8 protein-coding genes, 2 tRNA genes and 1 rRNA gene are annotated in these 15,523 nt (G+C 49.2%); 10 read left to right on the plus strand and 1 reads right to left on the minus strand.

The genetic code is table 11. The features are described 5' to 3' along the window. The 4 genes from AB1797_05680 to AB1797_05695 all read left to right on the plus strand — a co-directional run. Nucleotides 1-7,307 (plus strand): OmpA family protein (locus AB1797_05680; protein MEW5767106.1); only part of this gene is annotated, 7,307 nt, incomplete at its 5' end. A 467-nt stretch (nt 7,308-7,774) separates the two neighbouring features. Next, nucleotides 7,775-9,019: a 3-isopropylmalate dehydratase large subunit gene (locus AB1797_05685; GenBank protein MEW5767107.1), complete on the plus strand. Its 1,245-nt coding sequence runs from the start codon at nt 7,775-7,777 to the stop codon at nt 9,017-9,019. A 17-nt stretch (nt 9,020-9,036) separates the two neighbouring features. Then, nucleotides 9,037-9,576: a 3-isopropylmalate dehydratase small subunit gene (locus AB1797_05690; protein ID MEW5767108.1), complete on the plus strand. Its 540-nt coding sequence runs from the start codon at nt 9,037-9,039 to the stop codon at nt 9,574-9,576. A 17-nt stretch (nt 9,577-9,593) separates the two neighbouring features. Next, nucleotides 9,594-9,977, plus strand: a complete 384-nt coding sequence (locus AB1797_05695) for a YbgC/FadM family acyl-CoA thioesterase (GenBank protein MEW5767109.1) — start codon at nt 9,594-9,596, stop codon at nt 9,975-9,977. A 69-nt stretch (nt 9,978-10,046) separates the two neighbouring features. Here AB1797_05695 and AB1797_05700 read toward each other — a convergent pair whose 3' ends face one another. Next, nucleotides 10,047-10,556, minus strand: coding sequence for a PocR ligand-binding domain-containing protein (locus AB1797_05700; GenBank protein MEW5767110.1), 510 nt, complete (start codon nt 10,554-10,556; stop codon nt 10,047-10,049). Nucleotides 10,557-10,831: 275 nt separating this feature from the next. Between AB1797_05700 and AB1797_05705 the strand changes: the two genes are divergently transcribed. The 6 genes from AB1797_05705 to AB1797_05730 form a co-directional block, all read left to right on the plus strand. Next, on the plus strand, nt 10,832-11,977 hold the full coding sequence (locus tag AB1797_05705; protein MEW5767111.1) for an MFS transporter: 1,146 nt from the start codon (nt 10,832-10,834) through the stop codon (nt 11,975-11,977). 203 nt (nt 11,978-12,180) lie between these two features. Continuing rightward, a 16S ribosomal RNA gene (locus tag AB1797_05710) occupies nt 12,181-13,783 on the plus strand. A 216-nt stretch (nt 13,784-13,999) separates the two neighbouring features. After that, nucleotides 14,000-14,076 (plus strand) — tRNA-Ile (locus tag AB1797_05715). Nucleotides 14,077-14,125: 49 nt separating this feature from the next. Then, nucleotides 14,126-14,380: a hypothetical protein gene (locus AB1797_05720; GenBank protein ID MEW5767112.1), complete on the plus strand. Its 255-nt coding sequence runs from the start codon at nt 14,126-14,128 to the stop codon at nt 14,378-14,380. A gap of 297 nt (nt 14,381-14,677) precedes the next feature. Then, nucleotides 14,678-14,753 (plus strand) — tRNA-Ala (locus AB1797_05725). Between the two features lie 175 nt (nt 14,754-14,928). Then, nucleotides 14,929-15,523, plus strand: a 595-nt coding sequence (locus tag AB1797_05730; protein ID MEW5767113.1) for a hypothetical protein, incomplete at its 3' end; no start/stop codon positions are given.

A 15,523-nucleotide genomic window follows, 5' to 3' on the forward strand; every position in this document is an offset into this window, starting at 1 on the left:
TAAACGATCCTCTTCCACTTAGTGTAAGTAAGATAAGCAACCAGGCCATAGTCACCGGAGACAATATCCCTGAGGAGCCATCGGATGACCCTAACACCCCTGAGCCGAATGATCCGACTGATAAACCGCTTAACTGGCCTGATCTCTCCTCGACTTTAAAAACAGTTTCCTTAGAGGATGCCAATCTTGACGGTCAGGCCAATCCAGGAGAGGTGCTCAGTTATACCATCACTATCCAGAACATAGGCAATGCCCCGGCTAATAATGCGGTGGTCACCGATACCATCCCTGATTATACTGCCTATGTCTCCGGCAGTATCACCGGCACCGGAGGCAGTGAGGCGCAATTACCGAACAGTCTACGTTGGCAGTTAGGAACTGTTACGGCTGGAGCCAACGTCGTGCTTGGTTTCAAGATCAGGATAAACGACCCTCTGCCGCTTAGTGTAAATGAGATAAGCAATCAGGCCATAGTTACCGGAGACAATATCCCGGACGAGCCATCGGATGACCCTAACACCCCTGAGCCGAATGATCCGACTAAGAAAGTGGTAGTTAAAAATCCGGATCTATCCGGAACAATTAAGACAGCTTCTTTAGACGAAGACCTGAATAAAAACGGATTGGCTGAGCCGGGAGAGACTATCCTCTATACCATTACGGTTAAGAATACCGGGGGGGGAGAAGCCACCGGCGTAGTGGTCACTGACACCATACCCGAATATACCGGCTATATGGCCGGAAGTATAACCGGCCATGGAGTAGATGACTCTAATACTTCTGTCCTGATTTGGAGAATAGGCACTGTTCCGCCCTATTCTGAATCCATGGTAGCCTTCAAGGTCCGGATAGCTGATCCCTTGCCAGAAGGGATATCCGAGATCAGAAATAAAGCCGTAGTAACGTCTGAAAATGATAAGCCAGTGGAACCGAATATCCCTGTGAATATCAATAAACCCAATCTTTCTGATACCACCAAAGTGGTCAGTAATCCCGGTCCTATGCCGGGTGAGATAGTGACTTATACTATTGTGGTCAGAAATACAGGAAATGGAACAGCCACTGAGACGGTGTTTAGAGATCCTATACCGGGCCAGACCGAATATATCCCAAAGACATTAAAACTTAAAGGCAGCTTACTGACTGATGCGGCTGACTTCGATGACGGAGATTACAACCATACCTATCCAGGAGGCATTTTTGTCCGAATTGGGCATCTGCCGGCTGGAGGCAGGGCTGAAATCAGTTTTGATGTCCGGGTTGGAGCGCACCTGGCCAAGGATGTCATTATCAGTAACCAGGGGGAAGTAGACTGTGTAGAACTGGTTCCGGAACCGACAGACAGTGACGGAGAAGATGCCAACGGCGATCAATCGACTGATCTGCGGGTGGGCGGAGGACCGAATTTCTCTACTACCACCAAGACCGTGGAAGACTTGGATCAAGATCAGGAGATCAATCCTGGCGACCTCCTGGAATACGAGATCATCGTCCGCAATACGGGAAATGATACGGCCACAGAGGTGGTGGTTACCGATCCCCTCCCCTCCCAGGTAACTTATGTAGGCAAGGGATCAGGTTTGGGGCCGCATGAGATTCAGGGTTCTACTCTGATATGGCGTTTTAAGGAATTTGGGATTAATCAGGCTGAGATCCTCACCTTTCAGGTTAAAATAAAAGATGAGGTGGAAACCGGGACCCTCATTTCTAACCAGGGTGTGGTTACCAGCAAGGAGACCGTCCCTGAACCGACTGACTCTGATGGTCGAGATGAGAATGGTGATCAGTCTACCGATGTGGTGGTCAGCGGCCTGCCTGATCTCTCCGGCACTATTAAAGAAGTAAGGGACGTAAATGGCGGGTTGATCTTACCGGGCGATCTGCTGGAATATATCATCCGGATACCTAATGATGGTGTGGCCGATGCCGTTAATGTAATCTTCCAGGATGCTACGCCGCTTCTTACGACCTATGTGCCGGCCAGCACTACCTTAAATGGAAATCCGATTTCTGATCTGCCGGGTTCTGTCTCTCCTCTCTTGACTGGTCTGTATATTGGACAGATTCGGGTAGGCGAGGGGGCGATCGTCACCTTCCAGGTCCGGATCGATCCAGGCTTGGCTAAAGGAACCCCCATAAGTAATCAGGGTCTGGTTACCGGCAAAGACATTGAGGAGATAACCGATGATGATGGAGACAGCACCAACGGTGATAACCCGACGGTGGTGCACATCAATGGCGTGGTTGGCCTGGGGGTGATTAGCGGCCGGGTATTTATTGATTATGACGGAGACCAGATCAAAGATCCAGAGGATGTAGGGCTTCCGGGAACAATAGTTACAGCCATTGACCCAGCCAGGCCGGTTAAGGAGGATGTCAAGACAGATGAGGCTGGCCACTTCACCATTGACTATCTGGAGCCAACCACCTATCAGGTAACATTTGTCAAGGATGATGTTTTACTTGGAGATACTTCAGGCATTGTCATTAAGCCTAATGAATTAATTTGGGTAGAGCTGCCTGTCCCCTATGACGGCCATCTGTTAGTGCTTAAGGAGACAGATAAACACGAGGTTATGGTCGGTGAATATCTGACCTATACGGTCAGCGTAAAAAATCACAATTACATTGAGGTTGGCCCGATAAATATTGAAGATCAGATTCCATCTGGTTTCAAATATCTCCCTGGGACTACCTATCTCAATGATTCTCCGGCAGATGATCCGAATATTTCAGATGATGGTCGGGAATTGAACTTTGATCTGGGTATGTTGCCGGCCCGGAGCACCACGGCGGTGAGTTATCAGTTGGTAATTGGCGCCGGGGTTATTCCTGGGGAATATAAAAATGCTGCCTGGATTAAGGATGAAACCGGCGAATTTAGTTCGGACACGGCTTCGGTGGTCGTTGAGGTAGTCTCTGATCCGGTGTTTAATCAGTGTCACATCATTGGACGTGTCTTCTGCGACTATGATGGTGACGGTGAGTGGGATCCCAACGATATAGGGCTGGAAGGGGTTAAGATAGCCCTGGACAATGGTTGGGTCATTGCCTCGACCGACGCTACCGGTAAGTATCATCTGAAGGGGATCCAGCCTGGAACCAGGGTAATCAAGGCGGATAAAACGACTATCCCGTCAGGGGCCGGCTTTACCACGGAAGAATCCCGATTTGTTGATCTTACCCCCGGCCTTATCGCCAAGGTTAATTTCGGTATCCAATGTCCGGAAGAAGTAGTGCTGCCCGTAAGATTGACCGTTGAATCAAAAACCGAACCAGGACCGGTGGTAGTTACCGGAAATGTTATGACGATGAAGGTGGAGATAAACGGTCAGGACGTGGGTCTGCCTCTGGCTGATATTAAGCTTAAACCGGAGTTTGAAGACAAAGTTATGGTTAAGGGAGATGCGTTAATCGAAAATCCTATTTTTATCTATGAATTATGGGATGTGGGAGAGATTAAAAAGTGGTCATTTATAATTAGTGACCCTCGGGGGGAAATCTTTTGGAGCCTCCTGGGAGAAGGAGAACTTCCCCCTGATATCCCCTGGGATGGGAGGAGTAAGGATGGAGCTTTGGTCAGACCCGGCGAAATTTACTCTTATAAGCTTCTCGTCGAGAAAGTAAATGGGGATGTAGCTATTTCTCCGACCAAGGATTTCGGGGTAGGGGAAGAAAGAGCTATCTCCATTGTCCTGCGCGGCGCCCTCTTTGATACGGATAAGTCTTTCCTGCGGCCGGAGGCAAAGGAGAACTTGAAGGAGGCGGCTAAAGTCCTCAGAAAATATCCGGACCAGCCCGTGATTATTGAAGGGCATTGTGACTGGAGGGCCTCGGATGAATACAATCAGGGCCTCTCTGAACGCCGGGCAAATTCAGTTAAGGAATATCTGGTTGAGGTAGAGGGTATTGCCAGGGAAAGACTAACTCCCATTGGATACGGTGAATCACGGCCGGTAGCCACCAACTTAACGGAAGAAGGAATGCAGCTTAACCGGCGGGTAGAGATAAAGAGCGGCGGTAAGGAACCCATAGAAGCCCCCTATGTCCCGACTCGAGAATATACGCCTAGGGTGCTGCTCAACGAAATAGATGTCCCCTTTTCCGACAAGTATGACTTCTCTCATACCTGCTTGCCCCATCAGATCAAAGAAAATAAGATCGAGTTAGATATGATCGATCTTAAAGGCAGGCGGGCGGTGGTTACCAGAAGGATTCCCTCGGTTAAGATTGTTCCAGTGGAAAGAGAAGAGATGCTGATTCATGAAGAAGAATTAAGTAAGTTGATAGAGGTTGTCCTGCAAGGGATGACTGAGCCAAACAACCAGATAACCATCAATGACGAACCAGTAGCGGTAGCCCCTGATGGGACCTTTAAACTTAGCCTTAACCTGGGGCGGGGAATAACGACTTATCGGATCATGGCTAAAAATCCAGCTGGATATACCAGGGCGGCTACTGAGACCATATCTATCTTAACCGATGAAGATGTGAAGCGCCAAAACGGCCGGCTCAAATTAGTGATTCAACTTCCGCCTGAGGGAGAAACTATCCACCAGGATAGTCTAACCATTAGAGGGAAGACCGACCCGGGGGTTTTGGTTAGGATAAATGAACGGGCGGTAAGAACATCTCCCGATGGAAGTTTTAGCGCTGAGGTGAAATTAAGGGAGGGTAGAAATTATCTCACGGTTGAGGCCATCACTAAAGACGGCGAGGTGTCGAAAGTAGAAAGAGTGGTGACCGTTAGGACTGATTATATCTTTCTGGTAGCGGTGGCCGATGGACTTATGGGGCAGATCGAAACGTCTGGAAATATTGAACCCCTGGCATCCGATGATAAATATGACGGGGAACTCTACGCTGAAGGCCGGCTGGCCTATTATCTGAAGGGTAAGATAAAAGGCAAATACCTTATTACCTCTTCCCTGGATACTGACCGGAAGGATGAAAAACGACTCCTGACCAATCTCGACCCGGATAAATATTATCCTATCTATGGTGATAGTTCCAATTCCGTCTATGATTCGGATGTCCAGGAACTTTTTTACCTTCGGGTTGAGAAAGATGAGTCTTCCCTGCTTTTTGGCAACTATGCCACAGGACTTTCCGAAACCGAGTTGGCCGGATATAACCGAACGCTGTATGGCGGCAAGCTCAAGTTTCAGTCTGTTTCCAAGACACGCTACGGAGATCCGATGACCAGGATTATCCTCTTTGGCGCGGAGGCCCATCAGAGATCGGCCCATAATGAAATAGCGGCTAATGGTGGATCCATCTATTACTTAAACCATGAAGGCGTGGTTGAAGGCTCCGAGCAGGTAAGGCTTGAGGTCAGGGATAAGGATAACGGACGGGTGCTGGCCAGAGAAGGCTTAGAGCGCCACGTTGATTATACCATCAAATATGAGGAAGGACGCCTCTATCTCAAACAACCCGTGCCCAGCGTGGTTGATTCCGATACCTTGATTGATTATCGACTCCTGCCCGGTCATCCGGTCTGGATCGTGATCGATTACGAGTATGAAGTAGATGACTTTCGAAAGGGCACGGCCGGCGGACGAATAAGACAACAGCTTGGCCACCATATTGCCCTTGGAGCTACTTATGTCAACGAAAACCGGGCCGATAAAAACTATGAATTAATGGGGGGCGATCTGACCCTGAAGCTGGGAGAAAAAACAGCCCTTTCGGCTGAATGGGGGCAGAGTAAGCAGGAAGATACTGAGAATTACCTCAGTGATGACGGGGGGCTGAGTTTTTCCAGGGTAGCGATTGGAGATGCAGAAGGTCAGGCCCTCAAGGTTAATTTTCAGACCGAGGTGGCTGAATGGCTTGGGGATCGGGGTGATTGGCTGCGGCTTGGAGCTTATTACAAAAAACTGGAGGCTGGTTTCTCGGCTAATGGAAGTATCCAGGAACAAGGGTCGGAAAAGACCGGCGGAGAGCTTATTACCCATTTGAATGAGCATAATACGATTACGCTCAAACACACCCTGACCAAATCCTCAAAAATCCTTCGCGGCCAAGAGGAACAGGTAACCAGCCTGGATATAGAACAAAGATTAGATCGTCTTGACCTGGCCGCGGCCTATCAACATACCGCTGTTAAAGACCCTCAGGATACCGACCAGGAAAAGATAGACAGCCTGGCGGCCAGAATAGGCTGGCAAATATCTGATCGATTCCAGGCCTCGGTTAAATACCAGCATACCCTGGAAGGGAAAGAAAACCATCAGGCTACAGCCGGGCTGCTGGCCAAACTGAGTGAGAAATTAACGGCACGTCTTCAGGGAACAGTGGGCAGTCAGGGTAATAGCGCCCTGATTGGGTTGGCGGCTAAGGTTTCAGAGCAAATAACGGCCAGCTTGATGCATACTATAACCGGAAAGAAACAAACCACTATGATGGAGACGAGCCATAAGTTGAGTGAACTAAGCGAGGTTTACGCCAGGTATGAGTTGACCAGTGCGGTGAGCGGAAGGACCAATCAGGCCTTAGTTGGTCTGAATAATCAGTGGCAATTAGCCAAAGGGGTTATGGCTAACCTGAATTATGAACGAAGTGAAATTAACGTGGATAATGGTGAGGACAGCTCGAAGGACGCCGTTTCCGTAGGTCTGGAGTATCTGGCTTCAGATAAGGGTAAAGCCTCCACCAAGTGGGAACTTATCCTGGCTGAGGATTTAGGCCGCAAAAGGCGCCGTTTCCAGACCCTCAATGCCGCCAACATGAAACTGTCAGATGATCTCTCGGCTATGGGGAAAATAAACTACGGCCTGACTAAGGATGAGACTACCAAGAAAGACGAAGCCCAATTTAGAGAGCTAAGCGCCGGCCTGGCCTATCGACCTATTTATTATGACCGGATCAACCTCCTGGCTAAGTATACCAATCTCTTGGATCTACGGCCAGGCAGCGGTTACAAAAGGGAGAGCCATATCGCCGCGGTGGAAGGGACCTTTGATCTGAGCCAAAGATTCCAGTTAGTGGAAAAGGCGGCTGTCAGGTGGCGAGGAGAAGAGCGGAACAGAAGAGATTTAGGTTCCACCAGAACTGACCTGCTCATTAATCGGCTTAATTTCCATATCACCCCTAAATGGGATGCGGATGTGGAATATCGAATCCTGAGACAAAATGAGGCCGATGAGCGCAGAGATGGCTGCCTCTTAGAGGTAAACAGGAGGTTGGGCGGGGACATAAGAGTTGGTGCCGGCTATAACTTCACCAACTTTTCAGACAATCTTTACTCGGATAACGATTACACCACCCACGGCTGGTTCCTGCGGCTGCAGGGCAAATATTAGGGTGATGATCATCGTTTGGGTCAGTGTGGGGCTGAATTCATCTTTGCTAATCCATCTACCATCGGGGAAATATTAGGGCAATGATCATCGTTTGGCTCGGCTTACTATTTACCCGTGCGGCTCTGACGGCGCTGCAGGGGAAATATTAGGGCGATGATCTCGGATAACGATTACACCAACCACGGCTGGTTCCTGCGGCTGCAGGGGAAATATTAGGGCGATGATCTCGGATAACGATTATACCAACCACGGCTGGTTCCTGCGGCTGCAGGGGAAATATTAGGGCGATGATCATCGTTTGGGCCAGGTCGGGATAGAGCCCACCGTCCATCCCGTCCATCCCGTCCACCCCGTCCATACAGTCCACCCCGTCCACCCCGTCCATAGAAGGCCACTGGCCGGCTATTGACCGTGAACAGTGGACCCTCTTAGAGTAGCCGAAACGATGAACAAGGCCATATTAAAAGATGGGATTAACGATCGCTGAAAAGATTATTTTAACTCATGCCGGCCAGGGGGTCAAGGCCGGCGATTTTGTCGTGGCCAGGGTGGATCTTTGTCTGGTCCAGGATGGCACCGGGCCTCTCACGGTTCGTCAAATAGAATCAATGGGGTTTGAGTCTTTGGCCAACCCGGAGAGATGCTTCTTTTTTCTGGATCATGCCGCGCCCAGTCCGCGCCAGGAGCTCTCTAACGACCATATCCTGCTGCGTAAATTTGCCCAAAAGACTGGGGGGAAGATATTTGATGTCGGTGAAGGGGTATGTCATCAGATCGTATTCGAGTCTTACCTTGAACCGGGACAGATCTTGATTGGGGCTGATTCTCACACCTGCAGTGGGGGTGCCTTAGGGGCTTTTGCCACCGGCATGGGATCAACCGATGTCGCCGTGGGGATGGCCATGGGTAAGACCTGGCTTCGGGTGCCAGAGACCTTCAGGATCGAAGTGGCGGGGAACTTCCCGCCGGGTGTTTACTCCAAGGACCTTATTCTTTATCTCATTGGGATGATCGGCGCCGATGGAGCCACTTACAAGGCCCTCGAATTTGGGGGATCAACTATTGAAGCTATGGAGATAAGTGACCGAATGACCATAGCTAATATGGCGGTTGAAGCCGGGGCCAAGGCCGGTTTGTTCCCCTCTGATGAGATGACCAGGTTATTCCTGGCCCGAGATGGCCGAGGGGATGTTTTCCGGCCGATAGCGGCTGATGCTGATGCTGTCTATGAAAGAGAGATAAAGATTGAGGCCGGAAATCTTACGCCTTTGGTGGCTTGCCCCCATACGGTAGATAATGTTAAATCAGTAGAGGAGGTGGCCGGAATACCCATCCACCAAGTCTTGATTGGCACCTGCACCAATGGCCGGCTGACCGACCTCAGGGTAGCTGCCCAAATTCTGCGAGGAAAACAAAGGCATCCTCAGGTCCGATTGCTTATTACTCCGGCTTCACGCCGGGTCTATTTAGCTGCCCTTAGAGAAGGGCTAATAGAAGTCTTTCTGGAAGCCGGCGCGACTATAGTGCCGCCGGGATGCGGTGCCTGTGTCGGGGTTCATCAGGGTGTGTTAGGGGATGAGGAAAACTGTCTCTCCACTCAGAACCGAAATTTCCTGGGCCGGATGGGTAATCCCAGAGGCAATATCTATCTCTCCTCACCAGCTATTGCCGCTGCTTCTGCTCTGACTGGCCAAATTACCGATCCGAGATAGGAGCGAGCCGAATCCAAATGAACTCGAAACTCGACCACCCGCCAGCGGGTGCCCCGAACTCGAAACTCAAAGGTAAGGCCTTTAAATTTGGCGATGATATTAGTACTGACCTGATCTGTCCGGGACGATATTTTCATCTTCGGTCCAACCTGCCGGAACTGGCCAAACACCTCCTGGAAGATGCTGATCCTGAATTTGCTTCCAGGATGAAACCCGGAGATTTTGTGGTCGGGGGGAAGAACTTTGGCCTAGGTTCTTCCCGAGAACATGCCCCGACCATTATCAAGCTATCAGGTATCTCAGCCGTGCTGGCCAAGTCCTTTGCGAGGATATTTTATCGGAATGCCATAAATGTAGGGCTGCCCGTGATCTTCTGTGATACTGACTCGATTGACCCTGGGGATGAGCTGGAGGTTAACCTTTCAGCGGGTAAAGCGGTCAATCTAACTAAAGACGAGACCCTTCCCTTTTCCCCTTTGCCTCCAGTGATGACTACTATTCTTTCTGAGGGTGGTCTGGTAGCTCATATCAAAAAGCATGGAGACTTTGAATTATAGGATTTTCACAGGTCAAGATGGAACTAAAGGTCTATTATGAGGATACAGATGCGGGTGGCGTGGTCTATTATGCCAATTACCTGAGATACTTCGAGCGGGCCAGGACGGAATATTTACAAGAAAGAGGGATTTCTCTTTTAGATTACCATTCCCAGGGGATACTCTTTCCAGTAGTCAGGTTAGAGATAGATTACAAGTCTCCGGCCAGATATGGAGAATTGCTTGAGATAGGCACCAGGATGACCCACCTCAGCCGGGCCAGTTTCACTCTGGAGCACACGATCAAGAGCAAATCTGATCAACGGGTCATTGTTTGGGGGATAACCCGGATAGCCTGCTTGAATAAATCCGGCCGGCCCGTAAAATTACCGGCGGAATTGAAGTCTACGATTATCTCCTGAACTTAGCTTCTCGGTGGTATAGCTAAGTGCATACAGAAGAGAGTGTTCACGAAACCATCCTCACAGGTCTTACTTGCCGCTCTCAGCCCCGATGCCTTCCAGTTCCCTCAAGATGAATTCCAGGGCGGCCTCGATTTTATCGTCTGGCAGAATTTTAATCCCGGCGGTCAACTGTTCGATCTCTGCTTCCTGGCATCCGAGGTTTTTAGCGGCCAAAAAGGTATCTACCTCTCCCTCTTCTTCCGGTAGCAGACCACAGGCGCCAACCGCGCCGAAGAATTCTCCCTTCTTGAAAATCGGCACCACCATCTTTATCATTCCCAGGTCGCATTCCTGGACTTGTGGTTGGCAGCTTTTTTTAGCCATAGTGGCGATAACCTGGTGGGCCAGGCCGCAGATAGCGGAACTGGTTGAGGGACTGCTCATTATAAGCTTACAGAGTTCGTTGGCAAAGGATTCAGGCGGATAGAGAGATTTATTTCCCGAATCATATAAAAGGGTAGTCAGACCGGTCAGTCTATGCAGTTTTCCTAAAAGTTCCTTCCAGAACTCCAGCGGGGCCAAATCGGTTGGTTTCAAGAGATACCTCCTGTTGCTATTTAGAGAGACGTTCGTCCTCTGCCTGGAAATATATCATAGGGGCACTTCTTGTGTCAAGCCTTTTTCGGTGATGATCATCGTTTCGGCCAGTCGGGACAGAGTCCGCTGTCTACACTGTCCACCCCGTCCACACAGTCCACCCCGTCCACTCTCCGTCCATAGAGGGCCACTGGCCGGCTATTGACCGTGAACAGTGGACCATCTTAGAGTAGCCGAAACGATGACCATCGTCGACCGCGTAATAGGAGGAAGATTTGAAGAGACGGGTGTTTAAGGTCTTATTTGTAGCTGTATTTACCACTATGGTGGGGATGGGAATAATTGTTCCCCTCATGGGCATCTATGCTGAAGAATTGGGGGCAAAGGGGGTCTACCTGGGCCTGATTTTTGCTGCCTTCGCTTTATCGCGCGCTGTTTTCACTCCCCTGATCGGAAAGCTTTCCGACTATCGGGGCAGGAAGGTCTTCATCCTGACCGGGCTATCTTTTTATACCCTTTTCTCTCTGGCTTATGCCCTATGTAATTCAGTGGCTTTATTGATCAGCGTTCGCTTTCTCCACGGTATGGCTTCGGCGATGATCCTTCCGGTAGCCACTACCTATATTGGTGAAATAGCCCCGCCGGATAAAGAGGGAGAATACATGGGCACCTTTATCACTTCTCTTTTCCTGGGGATGGCTGCTGGGCCTTTGATCGGTGGGACATTGACCGACCTCTTTGGGATGAATTCTGCCTTTTACCTTATGGGGGGGCTGAGCGGGCTTACGACCTTGTTTATCCTGAAATTTCTCCCTGAAATCACCCCATCCACTAAGAGAAAAAGACCCGAAGGCCTTGGTCAGATATTACAAAACAATGTAGTCAAGGCCCTGATGTTATTCAGGGGAATCAATGCCGTTGGATTATCAGCCGTAATGGCCTTCTTACCCCTCTTTGCTGGGTCTATCAAGGTGAAGCCGTCTCAAATAGGTTTGATTATCAGCCTCAATGTCCTGCTTACCGCCATTTTGCAGAGGAGTTTTGGCAAAATGGCTGACAGATTTAATAAGATTAATCTCATTATCTTGGGCAGCTTAGTAGTGGGGACAGCGTTATTTATTATCCCCATGACCACCAACTTCAGGGAGCTTTTGTTGGCTTCAATCATTATGGGACTGGGCAGTGCCATGGCTATTCCTGCTTCTTTGGCCCTGGCGACCAGGGTGGGTAAGGAAAAGGGGATAGGTTCCGTAATGGGACTTTTCAATACGGCGATGAGTTTAGGAAACGTATTTAGCCCTCTACTTTCAGGGTTAGTGATGGATTTATTAAATCTGCCTTGTGTCTTTTTTACCTCAAGTGGTCTGGTTTTTCTTTCTACCGTCATCTTCTTTTTTTTAACCAGAGAAGGTAGAGGTTAGCCAAGTCAAGATAAGGCCTTGACTTTCATCATCTAAGATTTTTTTAAAAAAATTTATTTAAAATCCCTTGACAAGGTAGGGGAAAAATGCTATACTTGACACAGTGGCAGAAGGAAGCGGTCTTTGAAAACTAAATAGGATGCCAGAGTTTAGATAGATGCGGGTCATAAAACGAAAAAAAGATTGACAATCTTTTAGAATTTTTTATGGAGAGTTTGATCCTGGCTCAGAACGAACGCTGGCGGCGTGCCTAACACATGCAAGTCGAACGGTCAGCTTGGAAGGAAGGAAGAGAGAGACTCTTCGGAGTGGACCTTGGATTTCCTTCCATTTAGCTGATAGTGGCGAACGGGTGAGTAACACGTGGGTAATTTACCCCCAAGATGGGGATAACATCTCGAAAGAGATGCTAATACCGAATAAAATCAGTCTGATGCATATCAGATTGATGAAAGGTGGCCTCTGATTCAAGCTGTTGCTTGGGGATGAGCCCGCGGCTGATTAGTTAGTTGGGAGGGTAATGGCCTACCAAGACTGAGATCAGTAGCCGACCTGAGAGGGTGATCGGCCACACTGGAACTGAGACACGGTCCAGACTCCTACGGGAGGCAGCAGTGAGGGATATTGCGCAATGGGGGAAACCCTGACGCAGCGACGCCGTGTGGGTGATGAAGGTCTTCGGATTGTAAAGCCCTGTCAGGCAAGAAGAAATCGGGGAGCTTAAAAGGCTACCTGGATGACGGTATTGCCAAAGGAAGCTCCGGCTAAATACGTGCCAGCAGCCGCGGTAATACGTATGGGGCGAGCGTTGTTCGGATTTACTGGGCGTAAAGGGCGTGTAGGTGGCTTGATAAGTCAGATGTGAAAACTCAGGGCTTAACCCTGTGAGGCCATCTGAAACTGTCTGGCTTGAGTACAGGAGAGGAGAGGGGAATTCCCGGTGGAGCGGTGAAATGCGTAGATATCGGGAGGAACACCAGTGGCGAAGGCGGCTCTCTGGCCTGAAACTGACACTGAAGCGCGAAAGCGTGGGGAGCAAACGGGATTAGATACCCCGGTAGTCCACGCTGTAAACGATGGGTACTAGGTGTAGGAGGTATCGACCCCTTCTGTGCCGTAGCTAACGCATTAAGTACCCCGCCTGGGGAGTACGACCGCAAGGTTGAAACTCAAAGGAATTGACGGGGGCCCGCACAAGCGGTGGAGCATGTGGTTTAATTCGATGCAACGCGAAGAACCTTACCGGGATTTGACATCACTCTGAAAGCACGTGAAAGCGTAGCTTTCCCGCAAGGGACAGAGTGACAGGTGTTGCATGGCTGTCGTCAGCTCGTGTCGTGAGATGTTGGGTTAAGTTCCGCAACGAGCGCAACCCTTGCCCTTAGTTGCCAGCGGGTTATGCCGGGCACTCTAAAGGGACTGCTAGTGATAAACTGGAGGAAGGGGGGGATGACGTCAAGTCCTCATGGCCTTTATGTCCCGGGCTACACACGTGCTACAATGGCGCATACAAAGGGCTGCAAAACCGCGAGGTTGAGCTAATCCCAGAAAATGCGTCTCAGTTCGGATTGGAGGCTGCAACTCGCCTCCATGAAGTCGGAATCGCTAGTAACCGTGGATCAGCATGCCACGGTGAATACGTTCCCGGGCCTTGTACACACCGCCCGTCACACTACCCGAGTTGAACGTACCCGAAGTCGTTGTTCTAACCCGCCAGGGAGGAAGATGCCGAAGGTATATTTGGTGAGGGGAGTGAAGTCGTAACAAGGTAGCCGTATCGGAAGGTGCGGCTGGATCACCTCCTTTCTAAGGAGTTAGGTTGGAAAAATCTAACTTAGGTCGGTCATCTATCTAACTAGGCATACCTATTTAGCTTTGAAAGACTGAAGGGAAAAGGGGGGCTTAAGGGAAGCAGGGAAGTATATGCGTGCTTCTTTGTTTTACTGAAAGGGGTAGTAAGTTATTACCAGGCTATAGGCCTGTAGGGAAAGTTGATTCCTAAACCCTAATACCCTGGTTAATGGGCCTATAGCTCAGGTGGTTAGAGCGCACGCCTGATAAGCGTGAGGTCTCTGGTTCAAGTCCAGATAGGCCCACCAAAGAGGGTGGGGAGTGAGCAGTTTATTCCTAAGGAGAGGAGGGAGATAGATGCCAGTTGAAGGAGTTAATGCGGTTACGGCTGCTCCAGTACCGCCACCTGAACCAACGCCTGCACCACCGGCTCAAGAGACACAAACAGCCCAACTGCGACAGGTAAATCCGAGGGATCGGATAGCTGAATCAAATCCGCAACCATCACCGGGACCGGGAATAGGTTTGGGCACCAACCCTTTTGGCCGAGAGGAAGAAGGGGATATAATGCAGCAGATGGGGGTAGGCCAGAGGTTTGATTTCAGAGCCTAAAGGCAGAGTTCTGGAGTAAAAGAGGAGGTGGAAGGTGTTTACCTCAGGCAGAAGGGAGGCTGGTTGAGGTAAGCATCTAACCTTAGAGGGGTGAATCCTCACTATCAATTAGCCATTAATAAGTAACACTCGACAGTTAAAAGTTTTCTATAAGCGGTTGATATTATTAGCCGTTAAAAATCAATCTCTACTGAAGGCCGGAGGAGAGAAGGGCTTTAATCTTAAGAGGTTGAAGGCAAAGAGAGAAGGGAATTTTTAACTGTCGAGTTAACCAGTGATATAGGGTTAATTGAAAGAGGGGGTGTAGCTCAGGTGGGAGAGCGCCTGCTTTGCACGCAGGAGGTCAGCGGTTCGAACCCGCTCATCTCCACCAAAGGGAAAGGCCAGAGAAAGGGATGCGGCCGCTTAGTAATTTTTCAATCGAGGAAGAAGAGAGCATTGATAGGAGATGAAAGAAATCAATATAGCAATATGAGAGGAGCTTAGGGGAGGAGAAAATGTTTTTTCTCAAATTAAAGAAAAGGGGCATTACTATCTTTTTGTTTTTTATGGTTGTAGTGGCGGGAGGATTTATCTTTTCTAATTATATTGAAGCAGCAACAAAAATAATAAAGGAAAGTATTGATATCGAAGAAGGGGAAGGAGATGTATTTGAATTTCTGAGAGTTAACACAGTTACAGGAATACAAGTGAGGCCAGGAGAAGAGCCAATTATAGAGAGAGGAGAGGGCTTCTTGAGTTTAGAAGCTATTGATAAATTGGCCTCTTATGACTTTGATAAGGATGGCTATGTCGGTCTTGATGATTTGGCTCCAGGAAATCCATATGCTCATACTGAAGCTGATGTAGCTGATGAAGATAGTGATGGCTATGAGGCCTGGCAGGATATAGATGATCATAATCCTGCCGTTCACTTAAAAGGGAATCCAAAGATTGACGACTATCCTGAGCCTCCTGAAAAGGCAAAGGTACTTTTTCGATTTCTAAAGAAACACCCCACGAGGGAAAAGATAGTTGAAGTGCTTCTTGAAAAAAATGAAAAACATAATCGACCTTATCATCCCAAAGAGATAATCAGTTGGGCTAAGGCATCTGGAGAGATTCCTTCTCAAAAGATTAAGGAATGGAAGGCAAAATATGAAG

It is taken from the genome of bacterium (genome assembly GCA_040753085.1).
Lineage (GTDB): Bacteria > UBA9089 > JASEGY01 > JASEGY01 > JASEGY01 > JASEGY01.

What these genes read in the sequence shown, in the direction of transcription:
- AB1797_05685 (MEW5767107.1), top strand. Translation starts at nt 7,775, where the DNA reads ATGGGATTAACGATCGCTGAAAAGATTATTTTAACTCATGCCGGCCAG.
- AB1797_05690 (MEW5767108.1), top strand. Translation starts at nt 9,037, where the DNA reads ATGAACTCGAAACTCGACCACCCGCCAGCGGGTGCCCCGAACTCGAAA.
- AB1797_05695 (MEW5767109.1), top strand. Translation starts at nt 9,594, where the DNA reads ATGGAACTAAAGGTCTATTATGAGGATACAGATGCGGGTGGCGTGGTC.
- AB1797_05720 (MEW5767112.1), top strand. Translation starts at nt 14,126, where the DNA reads ATGCCAGTTGAAGGAGTTAATGCGGTTACGGCTGCTCCAGTACCGCCA.